General features: G+C 49.2%; 25 protein-coding genes and 1 pseudogene. 8 read left to right on the plus strand and 18 right to left on the minus strand.

Features of this window, described 5'->3' with window-relative positions:
* Positions 1-7: 7 nt before the first annotated feature.
* Positions 8-868, minus strand: coding sequence for a GRP family sugar transporter (locus tag QOS01_RS06930; protein ID WP_283621689.1), 861 nt, complete (start codon positions 866-868; stop codon positions 8-10).
* A gap of 695 nt (positions 869-1,563) precedes the next feature.
* Here QOS01_RS06930 and QOS01_RS06935 point away from each other — a divergent pair.
* From QOS01_RS06935 to QOS01_RS06945, 3 genes are all read left to right on the plus strand, one after another.
* The gene (locus tag QOS01_RS06935) at positions 1,564-2,976 is read left to right on the plus strand and encodes a Na+/H+ antiporter NhaC family protein (protein ID WP_283621690.1); all 1,413 of its coding nucleotides are present in this window, start codon (positions 1,564-1,566) and stop codon (positions 2,974-2,976) included.
* 260 nt (positions 2,977-3,236) lie between these two features.
* Entirely contained in the window at positions 3,237-4,025 is a 789-nt protein-coding gene (proB, locus tag QOS01_RS06940; protein WP_283621691.1) for a glutamate 5-kinase, read from the plus strand.
* Positions 4,026-4,038: 13 nt separating this feature from the next.
* Positions 4,039-5,283: a glutamate-5-semialdehyde dehydrogenase gene (locus QOS01_RS06945; RefSeq protein ID WP_283621692.1), complete on the plus strand. Its 1,245-nt coding sequence runs from the start codon at positions 4,039-4,041 to the stop codon at positions 5,281-5,283.
* 128 nt (positions 5,284-5,411) lie between these two features.
* Here QOS01_RS06945 and yjeM read toward each other — a convergent pair whose 3' ends face one another.
* The 8 genes and pseudogenes from yjeM to QOS01_RS06985 form a co-directional block, all read right to left on the minus strand.
* Positions 5,412-6,899, minus strand: coding sequence for a glutamate/gamma-aminobutyrate family transporter YjeM (gene yjeM / locus QOS01_RS06950; RefSeq protein ID WP_283621693.1), 1,488 nt, complete (start codon positions 6,897-6,899; stop codon positions 5,412-5,414).
* A 154-nt stretch (positions 6,900-7,053) separates the two neighbouring features.
* Entirely contained in the window at positions 7,054-8,448 is a 1,395-nt protein-coding gene (locus QOS01_RS06955) for a hypothetical protein (RefSeq protein WP_283621694.1), read from the minus strand.
* Positions 8,449-8,518: 70 nt separating this feature from the next.
* A complete protein-coding gene (locus tag QOS01_RS06960) occupies positions 8,519-8,950 on the minus strand; it encodes a MarR family winged helix-turn-helix transcriptional regulator (protein ID WP_283621695.1) in 432 nt (143 codons plus the stop codon).
* An 8-nt stretch (positions 8,951-8,958) separates the two neighbouring features.
* Complete coding sequence (locus QOS01_RS06965) at positions 8,959-9,957, minus strand: LacI family DNA-binding transcriptional regulator (RefSeq protein WP_283621696.1); 999 nt, start codon at positions 9,955-9,957, stop codon at positions 8,959-8,961.
* A gap of 268 nt (positions 9,958-10,225) precedes the next feature.
* Entirely contained in the window at positions 10,226-11,497 is a 1,272-nt protein-coding gene (locus tag QOS01_RS06970) for an oligosaccharide MFS transporter (RefSeq protein ID WP_283621697.1), read from the minus strand.
* A 1-nt stretch (position 11,498) separates the two neighbouring features.
* Positions 11,499-12,020, minus strand: a complete 522-nt coding sequence (locus QOS01_RS10810; RefSeq protein WP_408612478.1) for a GH32 C-terminal domain-containing protein — start codon at positions 12,018-12,020, stop codon at positions 11,499-11,501.
* Positions 12,000-12,922: pseudogene (locus tag QOS01_RS10815) on the minus strand (glycoside hydrolase family 32 protein); the annotation flags it as partial. The gene QOS01_RS10810 and the pseudogene QOS01_RS10815, both read right to left, overlap by 21 nt.
* 205 nt (positions 12,923-13,127) lie before the next feature.
* On the minus strand, positions 13,128-13,787 hold the full coding sequence (locus QOS01_RS06985) for a histidine phosphatase family protein (RefSeq protein WP_283621699.1): 660 nt from the start codon (positions 13,785-13,787) through the stop codon (positions 13,128-13,130).
* A 226-nt stretch (positions 13,788-14,013) separates the two neighbouring features.
* Here QOS01_RS06985 and QOS01_RS06990 point away from each other — a divergent pair, with 226 nt between their 5' ends.
* Both QOS01_RS06990 and QOS01_RS06995 read left to right on the plus strand, forming a co-directional pair.
* The gene (locus tag QOS01_RS06990; RefSeq protein ID WP_283621700.1) at positions 14,014-14,760 is read left to right on the plus strand and encodes a Fic/DOC family protein; all 747 of its coding nucleotides are present in this window, start codon (positions 14,014-14,016) and stop codon (positions 14,758-14,760) included.
* A 69-nt stretch (positions 14,761-14,829) separates the two neighbouring features.
* Positions 14,830-15,411, plus strand: a complete 582-nt coding sequence (locus QOS01_RS06995) for a DUF4767 domain-containing protein (RefSeq protein ID WP_283621701.1) — start codon at positions 14,830-14,832, stop codon at positions 15,409-15,411.
* A 309-nt stretch (positions 15,412-15,720) separates the two neighbouring features.
* On the opposite strand, the gene QOS01_RS07000 is transcribed toward QOS01_RS06995, so the two are convergent.
* Positions 15,721-16,362, minus strand: a complete 642-nt coding sequence (locus QOS01_RS07000; RefSeq protein WP_283621702.1) for an NAD(P)H-binding protein — start codon at positions 16,360-16,362, stop codon at positions 15,721-15,723.
* 29 nt (positions 16,363-16,391) lie between these two features.
* Complete coding sequence (locus QOS01_RS07005; RefSeq protein ID WP_283621703.1) at positions 16,392-17,252, minus strand: aldo/keto reductase; 861 nt, start codon at positions 17,250-17,252, stop codon at positions 16,392-16,394.
* Positions 17,253-17,394: 142 nt separating this feature from the next.
* Between QOS01_RS07005 and QOS01_RS07010 the strand changes: the two genes are divergently transcribed.
* Both QOS01_RS07010 and QOS01_RS07015 read left to right on the plus strand, forming a co-directional pair.
* Positions 17,395-17,610: a helix-turn-helix domain-containing protein gene (locus QOS01_RS07010; RefSeq protein ID WP_283621704.1), complete on the plus strand. Its 216-nt coding sequence runs from the start codon at positions 17,395-17,397 to the stop codon at positions 17,608-17,610.
* 96 nt (positions 17,611-17,706) lie between these two features.
* Positions 17,707-18,270 (plus strand): LysR substrate-binding domain-containing protein, encoded by a 564-nt coding sequence (locus tag QOS01_RS07015; protein WP_283621705.1) that lies wholly within the window; start codon positions 17,707-17,709, stop codon positions 18,268-18,270.
* 49 nt (positions 18,271-18,319) lie between these two features.
* Here the strand turns inward: QOS01_RS07015 and QOS01_RS07020 are convergent, their stop codons facing one another.
* From QOS01_RS07020 to QOS01_RS07050, 7 genes are all read right to left on the minus strand, one after another.
* Complete coding sequence (locus tag QOS01_RS07020; RefSeq protein WP_283621706.1) at positions 18,320-19,651, minus strand: MFS transporter; 1,332 nt, start codon at positions 19,649-19,651, stop codon at positions 18,320-18,322.
* 189 nt (positions 19,652-19,840) lie between these two features.
* On the minus strand, positions 19,841-20,173 hold the full coding sequence (locus tag QOS01_RS07025) for a MerR family transcriptional regulator (RefSeq protein WP_283621707.1): 333 nt from the start codon (positions 20,171-20,173) through the stop codon (positions 19,841-19,843).
* Positions 20,174-20,178: 5 nt separating this feature from the next.
* Positions 20,179-20,595 (minus strand): cupin domain-containing protein, encoded by a 417-nt coding sequence (locus QOS01_RS07030; protein ID WP_283621708.1) that lies wholly within the window; start codon positions 20,593-20,595, stop codon positions 20,179-20,181.
* A gap of 14 nt (positions 20,596-20,609) precedes the next feature.
* Positions 20,610-21,254: an NAD(P)H-binding protein gene (locus QOS01_RS07035; protein WP_283621709.1), complete on the minus strand. Its 645-nt coding sequence runs from the start codon at positions 21,252-21,254 to the stop codon at positions 20,610-20,612.
* A 15-nt stretch (positions 21,255-21,269) separates the two neighbouring features.
* Entirely contained in the window at positions 21,270-21,590 is a 321-nt protein-coding gene (locus tag QOS01_RS07040) for a carboxymuconolactone decarboxylase family protein (RefSeq protein WP_283621710.1), read from the minus strand.
* 13 nt (positions 21,591-21,603) lie between these two features.
* Positions 21,604-22,059, minus strand: a complete 456-nt coding sequence (locus tag QOS01_RS07045) for a flavodoxin family protein (protein WP_283621711.1) — start codon at positions 22,057-22,059, stop codon at positions 21,604-21,606.
* A gap of 12 nt (positions 22,060-22,071) precedes the next feature.
* The gene (locus QOS01_RS07050; RefSeq protein ID WP_283621712.1) at positions 22,072-22,815 is read right to left on the minus strand and encodes an SDR family oxidoreductase; all 744 of its coding nucleotides are present in this window, start codon (positions 22,813-22,815) and stop codon (positions 22,072-22,074) included.
* A gap of 239 nt (positions 22,816-23,054) precedes the next feature.
* Between QOS01_RS07050 and QOS01_RS07055 the strand changes: the two genes are divergently transcribed.
* Positions 23,055-23,678, plus strand: coding sequence for an alpha/beta hydrolase (locus tag QOS01_RS07055; protein ID WP_283621713.1), 624 nt, complete (start codon positions 23,055-23,057; stop codon positions 23,676-23,678).
* Positions 23,679-23,832: the final 154 nt, after the last annotated feature.

Genomic DNA, 23,832 nt, shown 5'->3' on the forward strand with positions numbered 1-23,832 from the left:
TGCTATTTTACTTGGTAATCCCAATCATGATACCACCGGCAACAACCAAGATAACACCCGCGATGGTGAACTTGGTTTCCTTCGATGTCTTAGACTCGTGCAGGATCCAGAGGCCACCAAGGGTTGAAATAATAACGTTTAACTGTGAAATGGTGTAACCAACTGCCACCCCGTTAATCTGGTTAGAAAAGATAATTCCGAGGTTAGCGATGGCAAAGCAGGCACCGGTTGCCATGTTCTGCCAGGTCTTAACGCCAAACATCTGGTTATTCTTTTCAAACGCACACAGGATAACCATGGCGACGAAGATAGCGACCGCTTGCGGGAAAACAACGTCCCAGCCGCTAAGCTTGAATGCTGTCGGGAAGGACGCGTAAGCAACGAAGCCGAGGGAAGAAATCAGGAGGTAAAGCATTCCCTTTTTTACGTTGCTCCCCTGCTCGCTCTTCTCATGGTAGGCCGTCATGGCAATCCCACCGACAATCAGGATCAGGGCCCCAATTCCGAGGAGCCACTGGTTAACTGACGTCCATTCATGGAAACAGATTGCCCCAACAAGGGCGGTCCCGACTAACTGCTCACCAACCGAGATTGGCATCGTCATCGTTACCCCAACGAGGGAGAAACTCTTTACCTGCAGGATGATCCCGATACAGAAACCAATCCCACTGAGGGCCGAGCCAATCCACAGGGCCGGTGTTAGTACCGGTTGCTTAATTAAGTAAACGGCAATCCCGACAATCAGGGTGACAATCGCCATCCCCATTACCTTGTTCGTGTACTTACCACCAATCAGTTGCATACTGATAACCTGGAACCCAAGGCCAAACGCCGGCACCAGGGCAATTAAAATATCTACTAGTGACATATCCACAACCTTCTTTCCTTATTCAAATATTCACAACCACCAGTGAAAAAAGGCCGCCACTGGCAAGTGACTCACCAGTAGCGGCCCAGAAAGAAAAAAGAGTAACTAGTTTTCTTTCTTTGCGTTTTCCATTGCCTTCATAATTGAAGGGTTCTTGGAATGGCAGTCCTTAATCATTTGCAGATCTTCTTCTGTCAGTTCAACAGTGTACTTAGCCATTTTCTTTCCCCACTTTCTGTTGTTTATATGTCTACTATACCACTATTTAATCGCCACGGTGGGAGGCAATTAGTTAAAACTGTAGCAATTAGGCAATAAATTGCTATCACCAGATAATTCAATAAATTTAAAATTAGAGATTGACAAATTAAAATGAGAATGTTTTAATAATGGCAACAACAAATTACGAAAGGAAAGAGCAATAATGATTCAACACTCACAAAACACTGCTAACAAGTATTATTACGGCTATGCTTATTACCTAGTCTAATGTCTGTACTTTGGTGCGGACAAGGACGTTCGCACCAGCAGAGCTGTATTTTGTGAGCCCTTTGCTAGGTGCCATCAATCTAGTAAAGGTGAAGCTCTTTTTTCGAGCAATTATTTTCGGTTAATATCACCAACTGGATTGAGCAAACGCCCTGATTCCAGTTGGTGTTTTTTGTTTACTACCTATTTGCGGAGGAAGAAGAATTATGAATTCATTAAAGAAAAATAATCATCCAGAACCCACCTTTAGTTTTGGTGAGAGTCTTATCGTCTTAATTGCTATTTTGTGTATCCTCGGTTACCTGATTATCTTTAAGCAACAAGAACCACAAGCGCCCCTGTTCATCGCCTTCACCCTGCTGGCTGTATACGGCCGTCTACGGGGGTTCAAATGGAACACCGTTATGGACGGGATGCGGGAAGGGCTCCGCGCCGGGGTTGACCCGCTGATCATTTTCCTGTCCATTGGTGTCCTGATTGCGACCTGGATTTTCTCGGGGACCATCCCCACGATCATGTACTTCGGGTTTGAAATCATCTCGGTTAAGTTCTTCCTGCCAACGGTCTTCATCGTTTGTACCCTGGTCGGGGTGGCCTGCGGAAGCTCCTTCACCACGGTTTCCACAATGGGAATTGCCTTCATTGGGATTGGGGCAACCTTGAAGATCAACCCTGGCTTAACTGCCGGCGTGATCGTTTCCGGTGCCTTCTGCGGATCCAACATTTCACCACTGTCCGGGACCACCAACCTGGCCGCTAGTGTTGGTAAGATCAGCATCTACGAACACATGCGGGCACTGATGATCACTGATATTCCAGCCTGGGCAATCTGTGTCGTCCTCTACACCGTTTTAGGGTTGAACTCCCACAACGTTAGTCTCTCTGCTGTCCACAAGATGATGCACGGCCTGGCCAACGGCTTCTGGATTTCCGGTTGGGCCCTCCTGCCGGTCCTCCTCCTGATCGTTCTGGCGATTCTGCAAGTTCCCGCCATTCCTTCACTGGGTCTTGGTTCCCTCTTTGCAGCAGCACTGGGCTGGTTCCACGCCCCAACCACTAGCATCACCACGATTACCAAGACAATCATGATGGGTTACGTTTCCCACACGGGTGACAAGACCATTGACACCCTGCTTTCTAAGGGTGGGATTGCAAGTATGCTGACCTCACTAGCCTTGATCATCTTCGCCCTGGCCCTCGGTGGTTTGCTCATCAAGTTTAACATCATCAACGCCATCATTAACCACCTGTCCGGGATCGTGAAGACGCCCGGCCGGGTAACCCTGGCCACCGCCATCACTTGTATCGGGGTCAACCTGACCGTGGGTGAACACTACCTGGCAATCATCCTGCCTGGTCAATCCTTCCTGCACGCCTTTGATAACTTAGGCCTGAAGCGGAAGTTCTTGACCCGGATCCTTAACGATGCCGGGGCCGCCGTCAACGCCATCGTTCCATGGAGTGTTTCCGGCGTCTTCATTGCGGGGACCCTGCAGATCAACCCACTGCAGTTTATCCCGTGGGCCTTCTTTCCGTTCCTGGTTACGATTCTTTCAATCGTTACGGGGATGTTCATCAAGGCCCCTAAGCAGGCGGCCAGTCAAACAGCAGCAGCCTAACTTTCTCATCGTTTTCCAATTTTTCTCTTGACAATGCTTTCATAAAGAATATAAACTAGGGACATAGTCATAGTAGGAAGGTCCCAGAGAGTGGTTGTCACTGGCTGTAAGCAACCGCACCGTTAAGCCGAATCCAAGCTATAATTTAACAGGTTAATAATCAATTAAAAAAGAGTAAAGCACGTCTTTAAACGAGAATGGTAACGCCGTCACTGGTGTCTCGATTAAGGCGTGCTTTTGTTTTAGAAAGGATGACCATGATGCTAGAGAATGTAAAACGAGTCGTTGTCAAGATTGGGACCAGTAGCCTGATCCTCCCTAACGGCCAAACAAACCTGAAGGCCATCGATTCATTGGCCTTTGTCTTATCAACGCTTAACCACCAGGGCTACGAAGTTACCCTCGTTTCGTCCGGGGCAATGGGTGTTGGCCTGGCCAGTGAAGGATTGACCCAACGGCCCCACGAAATTGCCCAGCAGCAGGCCCTGGCATCAGTTGGCCAGACCGAACTAATGCGGATCTACTCCCAGCGGTTTCTTGACTACCAAACCAAGGTGGGTCAGCTGTTATTAACCAGGGACGTATTACACTTCCCGGTTAGCCGCCAGCACGTGTTAAATACCCTTAATGTTTTGCTAGCCGACCACGTCATCCCCATCATCAATGAAAACGACTCGGTAGCGGTCGACGAACTTGACCACCACACCACCTTCAGTGATAACGACGAACTCTCTGCCCTGGTTGCTACCCGGATGGGGGCCGACCTCCTGATTGTTCTTTCCGATATCGACGCCTTTTACGACAAGGATCCCCACAAGTACAAGGACGCCCAGCCAATTCACCAGATTGCGGAGGTAACGCCCGAGTTAGAAAAGGCGGCCAGTGGTTCGAGCACCCGCTTCGGGACCGGAGGCATGGTCACCAAACTGCACGCGGCGACAACCATGATGAAGGCCAACAAACAGATGGTCCTTTGTAATGGGAAGGATCCCCGGGTTATTTTCAAGGTATTAAACGGCGACCAAGTAGGGACCCACTTTGGTAAGTAAGGAGGAATTAGGAATGGATGCAGAATTAATTAAAATTGGGCAACAAGCAAAAGCAGCCGCGGACCAAGTTGCCCTGCTAGATACAGCCACCAAAAACCAGGCTTTAGAGAAGATGGCAGCGGCCCTGGAGGCCAAGCAGGATGAGATTATCGCTGCCAACAAGGAAGATTTGAAGGCCGCAGTTGATATGCCAAAGAAGTTCACTGACCGGCTGATGATTAACGCCCAGCGCATTACCGACATGGCAAATGGTCTCCGCAACGTCGCCCAGCTCGCCGACCCGACTGCCAAGATCGACAAGGGTTGGATCACCGCCGATGGCCTCCAGATCCTCCAGCGCCGGGTTCCCCTCGGTGTTATCGGGATCATCTTTGAGGCCCGGCCAAACGTAACGGTCGACGCCACTGGTCTGACCTTCAAGAGCGGTAACGCAGTGATTTTACGGGGTGGTAAGGAAGCAATTCGGACCAACACCGCACTGGTCAACGTCCTGAAGCAGTCCTTGAAGGATCAGGGCCTACCGGAAAATGCCGTCCAGTTGGTGGAGGATACCAGCCACGAACAGGCCCAGGAGATGATGAACCTTACTGACTACATCGACGTTTTGATTCCCCGGGGGGGCCGCGGCCTAATTCAGCGGGTCGTCAAAACCGCGACCGTACCGGTAATTGAAACCGGGGCCGGTAACTGTCACGTTTATGTTGATAAGGATGCTAATCTCGAGATGGCCACCAACATTACGGTGAACGCCAAGGTCCAGCGCCCGTCCGTCTGCAACGCGGCCGAGAAGCTGTTAATTCACCGTGACGTAGCGGAAAAGTACCTGCCGACCCTTGCCAAGGCACTGACTGATCATGGTGTTCAGCTCCGCGGTGACGCGGCCGCCCGGGCAATCGTTCCCGCAATACAGGCGGCAAGTGTAGCGGACTGGGATACCGAATATAATGACCTAATCATGGCAGTAAAGGTCGTCGACTCTCTTGACGACGCCATTGCTCACATTAACGCGCACAGTACCCACCACTCCGAGGTGATCATCACCGACAGCCTTTCACGTGGCCAGGACTTCCAGCGGCGAATCAACTCGGCCTGCGTATACGTGAACGCCTCGACCCGGTTTACTGACGGGGGGATGTTCGGCTTTGGTGCTGAGATTGGTATCAGCACCCAGAAGCTCCACGCCCGCGGGCCAATGGGGTTAAACCAGTTAACCACCATCAAGTATGAGATCACCGGGAATGGTCAAGTCCGGCATTAATTAATTTAGAATAAGTATGTATTCCCCGTAGTTGGATGATTTTCGGCTACGGGGATTTTCTTAAACAAAAAATCCCGCCTTCCGCCAGCACCACCAGGGCGCTAACAGAAAGCAGGCACGTCGTTTTATTAGAGTAGCCGCTTTTCAGACAAGGTATAGAAGATCCAGGCGAGTACGCCGAAGAAGACAGGACCAAAGGCGGTCCAGAATGCGGTTGAGTAGTCGTGTTCCAGCATTGGTTCAATGCAGGTAAAGAGGATCCCGATGGCAACGACCAGCCAGACAACAATGCTGACAATCCAGGTCGTCGTCATGCTCTTGTAGAAGACAAACGGCCGGTCGAGGTCCTTCTTCATCTTGAAGAACGGAAAGGCCCCAATCAAGAACAGGTACGGTGCCGACGAGGAAACATTCATCATATCGGTCAGGACGGTGTAGAATTTACCGGCGGTGTCACCACCGAAGGAAATAAAGAGGATGATGGCACTAACCAAGATTGCCTGGAACCACATTGCGTTGGCCGGCATCTGGACGTCATTAAGCTTAGTCAACTTCTTTGGTAAGAGCCGCGGATCACAGCCCTCAATAAAGGACTTGATTGGCGAGTAGGTCATTACAAAGGCCGCACCCAGGCCCCCAAAGACATCGGTAAAGGCGGTAAACTGAGCAAAAATCTTCCCCAGCAAAAGGGCGCCAGCGTGGCTAAATCCGAGTTTAGCGCCAAAGACAACCCCCATGTTTTCAATCAAAACATATTCAACGTTGGCCAGGTTAACACTCGACTTGCCAAGGAGGTGGTGCCAGTTAGCAGTCACCCCACAGACGAAGATGGTGATGATGTAGATGATGGTCATCATAATTGTGGCGATGATGACGGCCCGTGGGAAGGTCTTTTCCGGCTTCTTGACCGAGTCAATCAGGCCGGCCGTCGTTTCCATCCCCCCGTAAGCGAAGAGGGCGTAGACGATGAAGGAAATAACCGCGATTGGTGAAACAAAGCTGCTATTTGGCGACTTGACCATTGCCGTAGCAGTCAGTGGTTCCGCCAGGTGGCCACCCTGCATCAACCAGATAATTAAGCTAAGGACAACAAAGAGAACGGCAATCCCGATGGTGAAGACCCCGCAAATCGAGGCAATCCGTGAAATAATGTTTATCCCCCGTGAAGCAATCAAGGTAACGACAAAGAGGAAGACAATTTCCAAAATTCCCAGCGTCTCGTTAGCACCCAAGCCAAAGAGGTGCCACGTCTGGGTCTTATCGGTTCCTGAAATCATCGTTGAGACGGAAACCAGGAAGAACTGGGTAGAAGAAACCAGCCAGACAACCCAGGCCGCCAACCAAATAAAGGAACCAATGAAGGCGGGTTTTTCACCAATTGACCCCCGCAGCCAGGAGAAGATTCCCCCGTGAGCATCCTTAAACGATGCCCCGTATTCCGCAAACATCAGCGAAGAGGGGGCGAAGAAAAGGAACGCCGTTAAGACATACCAAATGATACTGGCATAGCCCATCTGGAAGTAGGCGTTCTGCGCATTACTAAAGCCGTAAATGGATGAGAAGATCATCAGGACCAGGCTCATCAGGCTAATTTTTCCAATAGTATTTTTATTCAAGATTACCCTTCTTTTTTGTATAAATATCAACAGAGCTTAGTATATAACTAAATTGATAAAATGTTAATGGCTAATCAAGAATAAAGTGTTCACCTAATATACAAAATATCCAGGTACCATCCCCTAGTTGAGGATAGCTCCTGGATATTTTGTATTATTTGCGTAATTTGCGTTGGTCATTGATTAAGTAGTAAACCATTCCGCACAGTAAGATGATGATCCCGGCGGCCAGGACCCAGGTCCCCGGACCAAACGAGTGGTAGTTAACAAGCATAAAAATTAGGGCCCCAATAAAGGTGATGATAATCCCCCACCGGATGATTATCTGGAAGATCCGATTGGCCCGCACCTTCAGTGACCGTTCCGCCAGTAGCATCAAGAGCATCATTGCGGGGAACAGCAACAGGCAGACGTCCACGTGCAACAGGCGGAAGATAAAGCCGTAGTTCCCCCGCGGCGTTGTTGGCACGTCTGAGTTATACAGGTCAGCGCGGTACTCTTCCAAGAAACCGAGGCCGCCGACCGCTAAGAAGATGCAGACCATTGCGGTAAAAATTCCCCGAATCGTGTACGTTGCCGTCCGTGATAGCTCATGGTTGGCAGCGTGCTTACCAAAGGCGCTCGCCCCGGTGATGAGGACGGCCCCAACAAAGGTGAAGACCCCAATCACGAAGTCACCCAGGTCAACCCCGGCGACACTGTGGCCACGCGGTTCGAAAAAGCCCTTTTCAGTAAAGAGGTGCGGAATCTGTACCCCTGAACCACCAAGTCCAGAAACGAGGTAAATGGCAAGGGTCAGAATAATTCCGATAATGAGGAACCATTCCCCAACGTTACGGACGGTCTTCGCCTTCCCCACCAGGTAACTGCCGAAGCGGTAGTTCGCGATGGCAATCAGCAGGGACAGGACCGAGACAACCATCATATCCGAGTGGGTTCGGAGCAGGGCGTCCTGCCATTCCGCCAGGGTATAACCAATCTGGTTGGCGTACCATCCACAAATTCCTGGCCAGTTACCAAAATCCATGATGAAACCAACGAGGTCGCCGAACAGCCCCGCAACCAGGGCTGAGGTAGCGGCAAGGAGGGCAATCCAGTAGGCCTTGGTCCGCTTAAAGGCCCGGTCCTTTAGGATGATGAACCCAATTACCAGTGACAATAGGATAATGTCGAGAGCAAACATACTGAGAATCTGGTACCAGAGGGTGATCTTGTGAACCATCGACCGGTTAATTTCCCCACCCGTTACTCCAATCAGGACACAGGCAATGGTGAGGTAAAAGATAATCTTCTTGATAGTCTGGCTAAGGTTAAAGACGTGGCTAACCAGTAACCCCGTGATTCCCGCAAAGCCCACGGTCAGACCATGCAAGTAGAAGATGCGTGAGTAGTTTAACGCACTCCCCCGGACCGTGTAAAAGGCAAAGGGATGGGTAACTAGCAGCCCGCCGCACAGTGCGTATACGATCATCACCACAATTAACCATTTAATGATGTATGACCACGAATACTTACCAATACCGACTTCGGTATAATTCTGATTTTTCATATCGGTCTCTCCCAAATAGTATGATATCGTACTAAATGATAGCACAAAAAAGCGGCATCGAAAAGGCTGCTTAATCATCTGGGTTTAACTGGTCCCGAAAATCATCCTTAATCTTCTGGAAAGCTGGTAAGAGCTGGGCAAAGTCAGCCGGGTGCTTCTGCTGGACGGCAAGCTCACTAGCCGTCAATTCGTCGACCAGGGGCCCGACCAACTCCTTTCCCCGCGGGGTCAATGATAGAAGTCGTTTACGCCCATCCGTGGGGTCCTTAGTGACCGCAAGGACGGCGGCGTCCCGAAACTTGTTAATCATTGAATTGATTGTCTGTTTGGGGATACTCCACCGTTTACTGATCTCGTTGGCGTGGGCCTGATTGTCATGGTTATAAATGTAGTAAAGAAAGTGGAGTTCATTGAAATTTAGCCGGTGCTCTTGGGCATAGCGGGCATAGACCTGGGAGAACTCGGCAATTAATTGGGCAAGGTCATCAAAATAATTCTTCATATTTCCCCCTACTTGATACGCTTTACCGAGGCTGCTGGCAAGAACTTGACTGGTAGTTTGTAGCTGTCCTTGACCGGCTGATGATTGATTTCCCTTTGCAGGATCTTAACTGCTTGTTGGGCAATCTCACCAATCGGCTGCTCCATCGTCGCCAGTTCAGGGACCATCATCCGCGTTGTTGGAACGCCATCGTAGCCGATTATCTGCAGGTCATCGGGCACCTTAATCCCCCGCTGCTGGGCAACCTGAAGGAGGAGGATCGCGTCCATGTCGTTGCTGGCAAAAATACCATCCACGGCCGGATAGTCAGTGAATAACTTGTTAAACAGCACCAGCTTATCCTCCCGGGTGCTCCCGAAGTCAACACTGTAGGTATGCGGTGTTAAGCCATGCTCTTTCATCACGTCTTCGTAGGCTTGCTGACACAGGTAGTCGTGGCGGTCAAAGAGCTGCTCACTGTCGGTATGGAGGATATGGCGGGCCCCCCGGTCCAAAAGCGCCTGGGTCGCTTGCCGTCCCCCCTGGTAGTTGTCGGAACTAATGTTAGGAATTGTGGAACGGAGGTAACGGTCAATTGAAACGATTGGCATGTTGGTATGTTGGTACTCAGGGATTTGCTGTTGGTGGTTGTGGGTGGCAATTACGAGGCCATCTACTTGGCGGGCCAGTAATTGCTGGAGGTACTTTCTTTCCTTATCAATATCGTTTTCTGCGTTCCCAATCATGACCCGGAAACCACTCTTGAAAAACCGCCGCTCCAATTCATAGGTTAGTTGACCGAAAAATGGGTTGGCAATTGTCGGGACCAGGATACCAATAGCCATTGTCCGCTGGGCCTGGAGCTGCTTGGCAATTATATTAGGCCGGTAGTTTAGTTTCTTCATTGCTGCTTCAACCTTGGCAATTGTTTCCTTACTTAGGTAGCCCCGGCGGTTAATCACCCGCGAGACGGTGGTGGCGGAAACCTTGGCGACCTTAGCAACATCATTCAGTGTCGGCTGGCTCATAATCAACCTTCTTTTCATTTATTTTCACTATTTTCAATATACACCAACCGACGAGCGCAAAAAAGAGGGATTGAGGCTGGGAGAAAACTTTGTTTTCTTACCAGCCTCTTTTAGTTTTCCGAATATTACACAGTAATCGCGGAAAAAAAGCGTGTTCCTAGTGTCTAGTTACGGACAATCATTGGCCCGTACCGTGCTAACAATCGTCCTATACTAGCCATACGGAGCACTCTGAAGCTTTTTTCCCAGCTTCAATCCTTCTATTCATTTATTCACGTTTCTTAAGGGGTTGTCCGTTAACATCCTGGTTATCTTTCAGGATTACGAAGCAACCGTAAATTCCGGCGCAGAGGACGATGGCCGCAATGACCAGGAAGGTTGGCTGGTAGCCAATCTTGTCCCGCAAGATCCCCAGTGGGGTTGATAGGATAACCTGGCCGATAGACCCGGCAATCCCGGTCACGATGTTAATCGTTGCCGACAGCCGTGGGTCATAGTGAAGGGTGTAGTAACGGAACATTACCACAACGAAGATGGCCGTTTCCGGGGCGTGGAGCAACTTAATGCAAGAAACACCCAGTGGGTTGGTGATCAGGCCACAACCGGCAATCCGGATGAACATGAAGGTCGTCCCAATCAGGATGGTCTTCTTGATCCCGACCTTGCGCATCAGGATTGGGACCAGGCCCATGAAGATTGATTCAAGAAAGACTTCAACAGAGTTAAGAATCCCATACATGTGATCCCCGGCAGCCTGGGTGGCAAAGAACTTCGTGAAGAATTGGGGGAACATCTGCTGGTCAAAGATGATGTAGAAGGTTCCACTGAAGACCAGGAAGATGGCAATTTCCCACAGACTCTTGATCTTGAAGATTTTCAGGAAGTCCTTGGTTGACAGTGGTTGTGATTCACGTTCGTTTTCCTTCTTATCCTCAAACTTTTCCAGGTTCTTAGGATTCCGGATTGGGTTCCAAAATACGAGGACGATCAGCAGGATTAAGGCAATTGCGGAACCGGACCAGAAAACCAGGTATGGGCTAATGGTGAACAGGAAACCAGCGGCAAGGGCCGCAGCAGCGTAACCGAAGGATCCCCAGGCCCGCGCCTGCCCGTACTGGTAACCGAACCGCCGGCTAATCCGTTCAGCCAGCGCTTCAAACATCGGGGAAGCGGACAGGTAGGCAAAGGTCAAATAAATTGACCCAAGCAAGGCCCCAAGCATGAAGTGGGCTTTAAGGATTGGAATGTAAAGCCAGGTAAAGAATGGGCCAAGCAGCATTTCAAGGATGGCACAGAAAATCAGGAGGTTCCGCCGGGTCCCCAGACGGTCCTGGAAGTTACTGTAAACCAGGTTCATTACCAGTGAAATTGCTGAGTTAAACGAATAGATGGCTCCCACCTGGGCACCGGAAAAGCCTTCCTTAGTTGTCAACCAGATTTGGAAGAAGGACCACCAGATCCCCCAGCCCGCAAAGAATAGCAATAAGTTTAATGAGTAACTGGCGTAAAAGGGGTTCCGCCACTGACTACTTTTTCCCATTTTAATCTGCTTCCCTTCCTAATACATAAACTTGTTCATCTAATGCCACCTGCTTACCGCTGACGGTGGCACTTACCTTCCCAGCTGCGTAATAACGTTCTGTGAAGCTTGCCGCCCCGTCGTTGATAAAGCACTCAACAGAACTGGTATCAACGAAGATGTGGACATCCTTGATTGGCGCCGCCAGCGTTGCGTACCGGTACTGGTCCTGGGCACCACGACGGTAAAGGGTCACCTTGGTGCCGTGGACGCTGACCTTAATCAGGGTACCCTGGCTGTCGTTAAGTACCCACTGGAAGTCGTTGAGGCCTTCACTGCTTGCCCGGAAAAGGTATTCGGCATGTTGGGCATCGCTCACGGCTACCTGTTTTTTACCATCAAGGGTCAGATGATTATCCACCCCGCCGACTTGCCGTAACTGGGTAAGTTCTTCTACCGGCCGGTTCTTAACCTGGCCACCTTCTAAGGCCAGCTCACGTGGCAGGGTCAGCGTTCCGGCCCAGCCATCAGCCTGTTCCAGCATCTTTTCGTTGAACGGGCTGAGCCAGCCGAAGAAAATCCGGCGCTTGTCAGGCGTTTGCATCGTCTGGGTGGCGTAGAAGTTGTGACCGTGGTCTAATTCACGGAACTCACTGCCGGTAAACTGGTGCTGCTGGTAGTCGAGGTGGCCAACCGCGTAGCAGACCTGCGAAAGGTTCATAAACTTCTCTGCCTGCGCCTTCATCCCCATCGGCGAACAAAGCAATACCTCTTGGCCATCGAGGGTGAACAGGTCGGGGCACTCCCACATCCAGCCTTCCTTTTCACGGCTGTGCGAGCTGACGATTGGGCCGCATGGTTGCCACTGTTTGAGGTCGGTCGACTCGTACATGAGGATCCGGCCCAGCTGGTGCGGCTTATCCTGGCTACCAACGACCATGTAGTAACGGTCACCGTGCTTCCATACCTTCGGGTCACGGAAGTGCTGGTGTTGTCTGCCGGCGTCTTGATCAGCGGGTTACCCGCGTACTTGTGAAAGGTCAGGCCGTCGTCCGAATAGGCCATGTTCTGGTTTTCCCAGAAGTGGTCGAGGTCGCCATCACCGTAGTAGTTGTGACCGGTGTAAAAGAGGTAGAGGCGGCCATCTTTGACGACTGCGGAGCCGGAGAAACAACCGCCGCTGTCCTCAGGAGCACCGGGGGTCAGGGCAATTGGTAATTGTTCCCAGTGAACGAGGTCCTTACTGCGGATGTGTCCCCAATGCATCGGGCCCCATTCAGCAGAATACGGGTGAAACTGGTAAAAAACGTGGTAGTAGCCTTTAAAGAAGCAGAGGCCGTTGGGATCATTGAGCCAGCCGCCCGGGGTTTGGATATGGTACCACTGGCGGAAACGCTCGTTGGTAACCTTACTTATCTTGCTTGGGTCAAAATCTTCTGTCATCATTCGTCGTTCCTTTCGTTAGCGCTTTCATCTAAGCTATGGCAATAATATACAGCCGTTATTTTTGTATGTCAATCGTTTGACATGTCAAACGATTGACATACCCCTTATCCCTGTAAGCGTTTCACGAATTTAAATTTTTTTGAGCGAGCACAAAAAAAGACCCCCTTTTTTACTAAGGGAGTCCTGATTCATTATTGCAATGTTTTTAGTCTTTTACAGAAAACTTGCGGTTGTATTCAACCATCTTGGCCCCCTTGTCGGAGACCTTAATCGTTGTTACCCCAGCGTTCGTTGGGAAGTTACCAACGGTGTCAACCCCCAGGGCGTCGGCGATCGTCCGGATAAATGTTCCGTGAGTAACGAGGAGGACCCGGTCACCATCATTGGCCTTTTTCAGGAGGTGCTTAATCCCGCGCTTCCAGCGGGCAACAACTTCTTCGTAGCTTTCAGCCTGGCCGGTCGGGTCCATTTCATGCATCATGTTCCGCCCGGATTCCAAACTTTCGTGACGAATAATGTCGTCGTGATCCTGGTAACCGTGTTGCACAGCGATGGTCCGCCAGTTAGCCTCGGAGTCGAGCCCTTCAAAGTAACCAAAGAAGACTTCACGGAAGGTCTTATCCGTGTAAGCCACGTCCGGAACGTGTTTGAGGTGCTTAATGATCCTGTCCCGCGTTTGGACGGCCCGCTTCAAGTCAGAGGAAATGATGACGTTGTAATAGACGTCAGCCAAGGCCTTTCCGGTTTGGGAAGCCTGCTCTAACCCCTGCTTATTCAGCTCCATATCAATCCAACCCTGTGCCCGGCCAAGCTGGTTTAAATAAGTCTCACCATGGCGGACAATATCAATTGTAATTTCAGTCACACTTATCCAATCCTTTCTTATCACGGCCCGGTTGGTCGCGTGTACAGGGCAATTATAGCCCTCCCATTTTTGCGGTGCAATAATATTTTTTCAGCTTGTCATTTCACGCCAGTTAGCCTAGTATATAGGCATTCATAACATTGAAAGATGGCTTTATCATGATCTTCGCACCCTTACGCGAATGTGACGTTCGATTTCTCCGTTAAAATAAGGAAGGTGCATTCCTGTGAATAACGACCCATTCTTTCGCCGCTTTTGTTACCCTAACGGCTGCCTAAAAAATAAGCTGGGAATTCATGACGCTTGCCAGTTGGCCACTAAGGAGTTTCAAACGGTTTGTCAGCAAATTCAACTGATCCTGACGCAGGCCCCACGAATCACCACGCTTGATGACTTGTGTACGGTCCACAAAAGACTTTTAGGAGATATTTATTCCTGGGCTGGGCAGGTCCGGACAGACTATGACCTCCATAAACGGACTGACGGCATGGACTTCTATGCCCAGCCGGCGTCAACCATCCCCCTGGCCTGGCAATACATCGAACACGACCTCCTTCAGCCAGTGATTAAAAAGGACCAGCCAGCCATTGAAAGCTACGTGGCATTGCTCGACAATATCAACACCCTCCACCCCTTCCGTGAAGGAAATGGCCGGGCCACCAAGACTTTCTTGCAGCTATTGGCTAGACATCACCACCAGTACCTGTACTTCCCCCGCCACCAAAAGCAACTCATTGTGGCAATGAACGCTGCTAACTATGAAAAAATGGCGGAGCAAGTTCAAATGGTTCCTATCGACCAGCCAATCACGCAGCCAAGTGCTGAGCCACCATTCGATGATCAAAAGCACACCATCTGCCGGCGTCAGTTTAAGGACCAGCTCGCATACCGCATTGCCAGAGATAGCGTGCTGTTTAACCTCTATGAAGGCTGGCAGCCAAGTGCCGCGGAGGTATTGGCCACCCTGGGCTAGGTTTGCAAAATAACGGTATTTATAATTTAATTAAAGAGGGAAAAGTTACTTTTGTTTTGGGGGAGAAAAATGAAGAAGCATCGTCTAACACATACCTTAGCAGCGGTCCTGGTGACGGGGCTAATCTTATCCGGTTGCACAAATAGTTCACCGGCTAAGCACGACGAAGCCAATAGTTCTAGCACTAGTTCATCCGCCACGGTCAACAACAAGCAGTCGTCAACGCCGTGGAATAGCAATAAGGACCAGAAGCTGGCCCAGTTTATGGATGACTGGGCACCAACCATGAACCAGCAGTATAAGAAATACAGCGGGCACGGAAACATTAGGACAAAGTCAGGGATGGAATACCCAAGTGAATTCGACCAGACGACCGTTAATGGCACGCACGATTCGATCGGCTGGGCACCGTCAGGGAAGGGCCCGTACGCATATAACGTCGTCGCTATTTACAATTACGACCGGCCGGGTAACGCGGCAACGCACATCACCTATGCCTTCGCATTCCATGATGGCGACCCGGTTGCCCTGGTCGATCAGAGCACAAATGGGACGCCCGATTGGACACCGACTAAGAATACCGATGTCTCTGGCAACTTTGCCAAGATTGCCGCGGGTGGTTCTAGCTCATTTAAAGCCGGCAGTAATTAATCAGCCGGTGCTGCTAGCGAACAGGCAAAGGCTGGGAAGGTTCACCTAACCGGTGGGCAGAGCTCGGTTGACTATATCAAGTCAAAGATGGGCGACCAGGGCTGGACCGTTCAAGGTGGCACTTACGGTGGGCGCATAGTGCACCAACTGACGGGAGCTATGTTCCGTATAACACCGTTGAAAACAGCGATTGTGACCAGTACATGGTCTACCAAGACGGACGAATTGAGAAAATGGACGACTAAGTTAGAAGAAGAGGGCGAGAAAAAACGACCATTTTTCTCGCCCTCTTTGTATTTAAATATTGCATTAGTAGAAACTTGGCTTCGTCCATTCAGTGTTCGGTTCACCGATTCCGAGACTTTCACGGTGGTAGTCCTGCTTACCAGTCAACAGGTCAGCAGCAAACTTAGCCACAGCCTCCCGGGTAATCTGGGCGTCCTTGAATGGTTCACCCTTCTTCGTGACGTCAACGTCAGTCTTGGAAGGATCGTTGTAGAGCCAGGTTGTCCGTAAAATAACGTAGTCCAAGTCAGAACCTTCGATAGCATCGACGGTATCAACGTAATTTGTCTGCCAAACTAGGCCGGTATGTTCACGGTACCAAGCCTGGAATGGGCCGGCAACTTCTTGGTAAACGTCAGGAACTGACATGGCAATGAAGCGCTTGACCCCACTGTCATCTAAGGCCTTGATCAACGGCTTGATGATGTCTGGCGTGGCCACGTATGCCAGGAAAACCGCATCGGCTCCGTCAATGGCCCGGCTCAATGCGGCAGTATCCTTCAGGTCACCATCAACGAAACTAACCCGTTGGCCCGCAAATTTGCTGAGCCGCTGTTCGGCGTTGTGACCAAAAAGAACTAAGTCCGCGTCACTGTTATCTAATAAGTACTGGGTGGTTAACTGGCCAATTTGACCGGTTGCTGCTAAAACGACGTATTTTGCCATTATTAAAATCTCCTTCTTAAATTTATTAACTATTTGCGTAAAGCCTTCAAGCTTTGACCAAAGATGCTTTCAATCGCCACTGGATCACGGTGGTCAAAGAACTGGCTTTCGTTCTTGTCCAGACTGTTCATCGCCTTCATGTCGTCGGCACTGAGCTCGAAGTCAAAGACGTCGAAGTTTTCGGCCATCCGGGTCTTGTGAACGGACTTTGGGATAACCACAATGCCCCGCTGGATCAGCCAACGAAGAATAACTTGCCCATTAGCCTTGCCATACTTCTTACCGATGTTAGCAATTGTTTCGTTGGTAAAGATGTCGTGCTTACCTTCTGCAAATGGTGCCCAGGCTTCAGTTTGGATGTTCTGTTGTTGATTAAACTTAACAGCGCCATCTTCCTGGAACCATGGTGAGACTTCAATTTGGTTCAAGGCTGGCTTAACGTTACTCATCAATTCCAAGTTCATCAATTGATCAGGAGCAAAGTTAGAAACCCCGATTGACTTGATTTTGCCTTCTTGTTGGGCTTCTTCCAAAGCTCGCCATGCACCGGCAACGTCACCGTATGGTTGGTGCAACAAGTAGAGGTCGATGTAGTCCAGGACGAGCTTGGTCAGGGAATCGTCAATCCCCTGCTTAGCCTTTTCGTAGGTAAAGTGGTCAACCCAGAGCTTTGAAGTAACAAAAATATCATCGCGGTTAACGCTACTCTTCTTGATGGCGTTGCCAACCGCTTCTTCGTTACCATAAGCGGCGGCGGTGTCGATCAGGCGGTAACCAGTGTCAAGGGCATCAGTTACGGCTTGTTCAGCGACCTTCAGATCAGGAACTTGAAAGACCCCGAACCCAAGTTGTGGCATCTTGTTTCCATCGTTTAACGTTACGTATTGCATAGTAAATTTCTCCTCTCGGTGTTTGAATTTGTTTATCTCATCTCTCAACGGTTCCTAGTATAAGTTGGGGGCAAGAAAAAGAAAATTACCGCTTTAGTATGTTACTATACAGGTATGGAATAGCAGAAAAGGAAGTGGTAAGATGCTTGATTTAGAGCTATTAGAAGAATTAGTGGCTTTTCAAAAGTACGGTACCCTAAGCGCCGCAGCTGAGCACCTCATGATTACCCAGCCAACGGTAACTAGAAAGATGAAGAAACTTGAACAGGAATTAGGAGTAACCCTCTTTAATCGGGAGGTTAGCAACCACATCACCCTAAACGACACCGGGACCTTAGCAGCCAACGAAGCGGCCTAGCTACTGCAAGCAGCCGATAACTTTACCGAAACAGTACTCAATTACGATCGCTTAAAGCACGAAATCAATGTTGCTTCAGTTCTTCCTGGGCCCTTGTTGTTCACAGAAGAACTTACTGACCAATTACCTGGTCAGTTGCACTTTACCCATGAACTGGTTAATCCAGATAACGTCTTGAACGAGCTCCGTACCCGCAAGGAGAAGCTCGTCTTTACTAACCATGAGTTTGAAGATAATGATGTGGAATCGTTGTATCTCGGAGTGGAATATCTTAGTGTGGGGATCGATAAGTTCCATCCCCTCGCCCAGAAAAAGCAGCTTTCCTTTGCTGACTTAACTGGCCTTAATTTTCTAGTAGTCCAAGACATTGGTCCCTGGCGACAGGTTATTGAAAAATATATTCCAGATGCTAATTTTCTTTACCAAGAGGACCTCAATGCAATGAGCCAAATTAGTCGTTACTCCAGCTTTCCTTTTTTCTTCTCTAACCTGACCCAGGCAACTGAGGATACTATGAAGCGGTTTGATGCCGATAATCGAAAAGCCGTTAAAATTGATGATCCGCATAACCGGATGGAAGTCTACGGCACTTATCTCAAGAACAATCGTGATCAGATCCAGCCATTACTTAAACAGATTATTAAGGAATGGCCTAAATGAAATAGAACCGCTGACTTCACGTCAAAAGACGAAGTCAGCGGCTCTATTTTTATTTCTTCTGTAAGCGGACAATATTGGTCGTTGCTAACAAGGCAACAACAGTGTAGACAAGTAGAACAACCATTGCCATGTTAAAAGATTTAGCATACGAATTGATGCTACCAGTAAGGGCAATAGTAATTGCTAAACCAATGGATTGACCGGTTTGGTGGAAGGTATTTACCACTCCTGACGTAGAACCAGCAATATCAGGAGTAGTGTTTGAAACACCCAATGATGTTAATGGACTCATTGCAAAGCCTTGACCAACCCCAATTAAAATTAACGGTACCACCAGTGAAAGCCAGAAGCCACGCTGTACACCAATTACAACAATCCACAGAATCGCAACGACTGAAATTGCCGATGATAAAACAGCGACCTTAGCAATTGATGTTCGCTGAGCCAACTGGCCAACTCGACTGGCCATGATAAATTGTGGTACAGACATTAAGAGAAAGGCGATTGAAGCTAAGAATGGTGTGAAGTGGTAGAGGTTTTGCATTAATTGTGGTGCGAGATACAGGAAGGTAAAGGCCATGCCGATAATGAAGAACCGGGCAATATATGCACTATCACGAATGAGGCTCTTGAATAGCTTCAATGGCATGATTGGGGTGGCTGCCCGCTTTTCCTGAATAACAAACAGGATCAAGAAGATAATTCCCAGAATCAAGGATGGCAGTTTATAAATCGACCCATTGATACTGTAGATAATACCGGCAATTCCTAAAACTGAGAAAAGGCCACCTAAAATATCCAACGGTTGCTTGTCTTTACTTCCCCGCTCCTTGACGTAACGCAGTGTCAGAATAAAGATCACAATGCCGATTGGTACATTCATCAGGAAGCCAACCCGCCATGAAGTAAAACTGGCAATCAGTCCACCGATTAGCATCCCAAAACTAGCACCGAGGCCTGCCGTTGTTCCATAGTAGTCAATCCCGCGTTGCAGCATCTCCCCTTCATAGTTATCCATCAGAAGGGCAAGCGTCGTGGGTGCCAGGATTGCTGAACCAATTCCTTGTAATGCCCGCATGATAATGATCATTTGGCCATTCACCGAGATTCCCACTAGTAAGGAAAAAATGGTAAACATCGCTAGCCCGGTCAGAAATACCCGGCGCCGTCCAAATAAGTCACCAAGCCGACCACCTAATAACTGGAGACCACCAAATGTTAACACATAGGCATTTGAAACCCAGGATAGGGCTTGGGCTGACATATGCAAGTCCTGACTAATTTTAACAGTGCTCGTAAAAACAACTGAGTTGTCTAGTAAGATCATAAAATAACTGATTAAAACCAGCGGTAATACAATTCCGAAACGTTTTCTTTCCACTATTATTGTCCTCCTTATTAATCTCATCTTTTCAACGGTGATTAGTATAGGGAACAATTTTGCTGAAGAAAATTACTCATTAAACATGTTACTATTCCATATCTGTATAGTAACTTATTAGATAGCATTTTTCGTTACGTACTTTATAGAAATAACAACGCCCCAAAGCCAAACTTTGAGGCGTTATTTTCATTCTGCTAAAGATTCAATATGTTTGAGTAGCCTGATTAGGGCTGCACTTTTCTTCTGCAATTCGTGACACTTACAGTTCACAAAATCCTTTCGCGCTGGCCGAGCCGCCACGCCAAGGGTAAAGAGTTGACTATATTCATTCAAGAAATCAATTGACAAGTCCGGCTGTTCCATCGCCTTAACCAGATGCATCCAATCTAAGTCGTTTTTTGTTATCTGACGGAAACCTGCTTTGTCGCGTTTAATTGGCGGAATCAAATGGTGCTGCTCCCAGGACCTGATTCGATCTGGTGAAACCGCAAGCTCCGCCGCCGCTTGACGAATATCCATGGGCCTTACTCCCCGAGTTGCTCATACTCCGCATCGCTGACGGGTTCCAGCCATTCTGCGATTCCCTTGGTGATTGCTAGGTGTGAGAACCAGGAGTCCTTGGTGGCGCCGTGCCAGTGCTTAACGCCTTCATGAATAACAACCACGTCACCAGGCTTTAACAACCGGGCCGGCTTGCCCGCCTCCTGATACCAGCCTTCACCAGCCGTGCAGAGGAGAATCTGGTAGCCATGATGGTGGATGTGCCAATTATTCCGGCAGCCAGGCGCAAAGTTAACGTTACCGACTGCCACATCGACGTTATCATCCGGAGATACTAGTCCCTTGAGATAGCTAGTCCCGGTAAAGTACTGGGCAAAGTCGATATTCTTTTTGCCAAAGCCAAATAGATTGCCCTTAACCGCTTCTTCATTTCTCACCATTCAAATCACCTCGCTTAATAGACCGGACGAGTGGCGTCCTTGGTATCGGGATCACTAATTGCAATACTGTCGTTCTTGGCGAAGCTTGGGTCGGCGATAATCTTCACAATCACATCGGCTACGCTGGCCCGCGACCCGGACGTCCCAACAAATGGTTGGCCCTTATGTGTGATCACGTAATGGATATCGCGATTGTTTAGCCACGGCAAACGCAAGATGGTGTAGTCTAATCCAGAATTCTCCAAAACGTCCGCCGACAAACGTGAGGTCCGGATGCCGTCACCGACCATCTGCTTGTTCCATTCAGCAAATTCACCACTCACCTCGTCATAGATGCCACCGATGTTGGTTTGTATAATCCGATTAACCCCATTGGCCTTGGCTGCTTCGACAATGTTGTGAGTCATCCGGCTATCATTAGTGTGGTCAACCACCCCGATGATTGCCATGTTTTGCCCCTTCATCGCCTGATTGACATCGGCGGCGTTGTTCATGTCACCCTCGACCAGGGTAACGTAATCATTATCAGCAAGACTGCTCAACCGTTCCTTGTTGCGTAGGAATAGCGTTAGGTGAACGTCGGGTTGTTCTTTGAGGACGCGCTGCTCAACAATCCGGGCAATTTGCCCATTAGCGGCTAATATCAGAACGTTCTTCATCGCACTCACTCCTCACTAATCAGTCCAGATATCCTTGGCGATGTTAAAGGCAGACCAAGCATTCGGCCAACCAACGTAAAATGCCAACTGGGTGATTACCTCAACGATTTCATCCTTGGTAACCCCATTTTGCTTGGCCAGTTTCATGTGATTAGGCAACTGTGCAAAGGCGCCCTTGGTAATCAGGGCCGAGACGGTCACCACGCTTCGATCCCGTGGGCTGAGTTCCTTTTCGCGGGACCAGACTTCACCAAACAACACATCATCGTTTAATTCCGCAAACTTGGGAGCAAAGTCACCCAGGTACTTGCGGCCAGCCGTTTGTTTTTTAGCCATCGTTGTCTCCTCCTTAATTGTTTAATTGCTTCTTTATTTTTGCTAGGCCCAGCGTTGTACTGGCATTGCCGATATATGTCATTCCGGCAACCTGACAGAAACGTTTGATGACGCTGGAAACAGGTTTGATCGCATCAATCAGGTTGGCACCTTGGATCAATAGGCCAACCTTTCGCCCGGCGAGTTCGTTGCTCCCGCTGCGTTGGGAGATTCGCTCAATCAGGGTCTTCAAATAAGCACTCATGTCGTGCCAGTAGACCGGTGTACCTAAAATAATCGTTTCAGCAGTGGCCATCTTGTGGTAAATCTCCACAAACTGATCATCGTTAAAACTCTGACCAATTTGATAGGCCTTATAGTCCACTAAGTTGACCTGCTCAAAGTCCTCTCCTGCTAACAGCTTGGTACCTAATCGCGCAGTGTTGCCGTTACGGTTTTCACTCGCGTTGATAAAGAGAATTTTTGCCATCTAATCAGATTCCTACATTTGCTGAGCAGTTGGCCGAATGATAACCTCGTTCCAGGCTGCATCGGCGGGCAAGTCAATGGCTTGCTTGATGGTCGTGGCAATCCGGTCAACCGGAATACTGAAGTTCTTGTAGAACTCTTCCGTACCAGCCTTAACCTTTTCATCAGTAATCGAGTTAATCAAGCCAGTGTCAACTGCCCCTGGTGAGATCAAGGTAACCCGGACGTTGGTCTTGGCCTGGGCCATTTCCTGGCGAAGGCCTTCACTGATTGCCCGGACCGCAAACTTGGTGCCGGAGTAAACGGCACTCATCGGTCCGGAGACGTGGGCGGCGATTGAGGCGATGTTGATGATCTGGCCACTCTTCTGCTTCATCATGTATGGCAGGGCCGCACCAATGCCGTAAAGGGTCCCTTTGATGTTGATGTCAATCATGTTGTCCCAATCCTTGATCTTCTTTTGGGCCAGGAATGATTGGGGCATGATCCCAGCAGAGTTGAGCCAGACATCAATCCGACCGAACTTATCAATGGCGAGCTTGGCTAAGGCTTCAACCTCATCATCGTTGGTAACATCGGTCGCCAGGTATGCTGCTTCACCACCAAGTTCTTCAATGTCCTTGGCAATTTCCTTCAGTCGTTCTTCACGACGCGCGCCCAGTACCAGCTTGTCGCCATCCTTGGCCAGGAGCTTGGCAGTCGCTTCACCCATTCCGCTAGATGCACCAGTAATCACAACAACTTTATTTTCAGCCATTAATAATTCCTTCTTTCTACTTTTACTTGCTTTCAACGATCCTTACTCTAAACTATGGAGTGAGCTCCAGGGCAAGGACTTTTTTTAAATTTCCTTGATATGGAGTCGAATCCATAGTGTATCTTAGCCATTAGAGTAAGAACATTAACGAGAAAGGAAGATGCGCTATCTTTAAGCGAAATCGAGTATTAAATGGTCACCTTTATACGAAAACCAAGGATTTAGCGGCCCCACTTATTATCTTTGCCCACGGTCTGGGGGATTCGGGCTACAGCGGTACTGATTACGCTCGTGCCTTTGCCAGGCAGGGCTACTCGACCTACACCTTTAACTTTAACCACGGTAACTTCAGTGATGATATGACTAGGATGTCGATCTTCACCGAACGCAATGACCTCAACACAGTTGTCGATCATTTCAAGAAACAGGGTTACCAGAATATTTACCTTCTCGGGGCCAGCCAGGGTGGTGTCGTTTCGGCGATGGTGGCTGCCCAGCGTGACGACATCAAGGGGCTTATGCTCCTCTACCCCGCATTTGTAATCCCAGACATGATGCATGACCTATTCCCACGCCATGACTTTCCAACAACATTCAACCTGATGGGGATGACTCTTGGCCGGGAATACGTCAAGGATCTGCCGGACTATGACCTGATGGGAGCGGTCAGCAAGTATCAGGGCCCAGTGTTGATTTTCCATGGCACCCGCGATCCTTATGTGCCAATCCACTATTCTCAGCAGGCGGCCGCTATGTATCCCCATGCCCAGCTGATCACGGTCCAGGGGGCTGGCCACGGTTTCTATGGTCATCAGGAGGAGGCGGTCACCGCTGACCTGATCGACTTTATTCAAAAGCACTAAAAAAGGTGGGGCAGGAATCGTTAATGATTCCATCCTCACCCTTATTTTTTATAGTCTTGCCATTCCTTACGAACGTCAACACCATTCCAGGTCCTTGATAGCCGCAAAGCCAATGGCTATTTCTGGGTGACGAGAACGACTAAGGAATTCAGTC

The sequence above is a fragment of the Limosilactobacillus avium genome (genome assembly GCF_947381485.1).
In the GTDB taxonomy this organism is placed as follows: Bacteria; Bacillota; Bacilli; order Lactobacillales; family Lactobacillaceae; genus Limosilactobacillus; species Limosilactobacillus avium.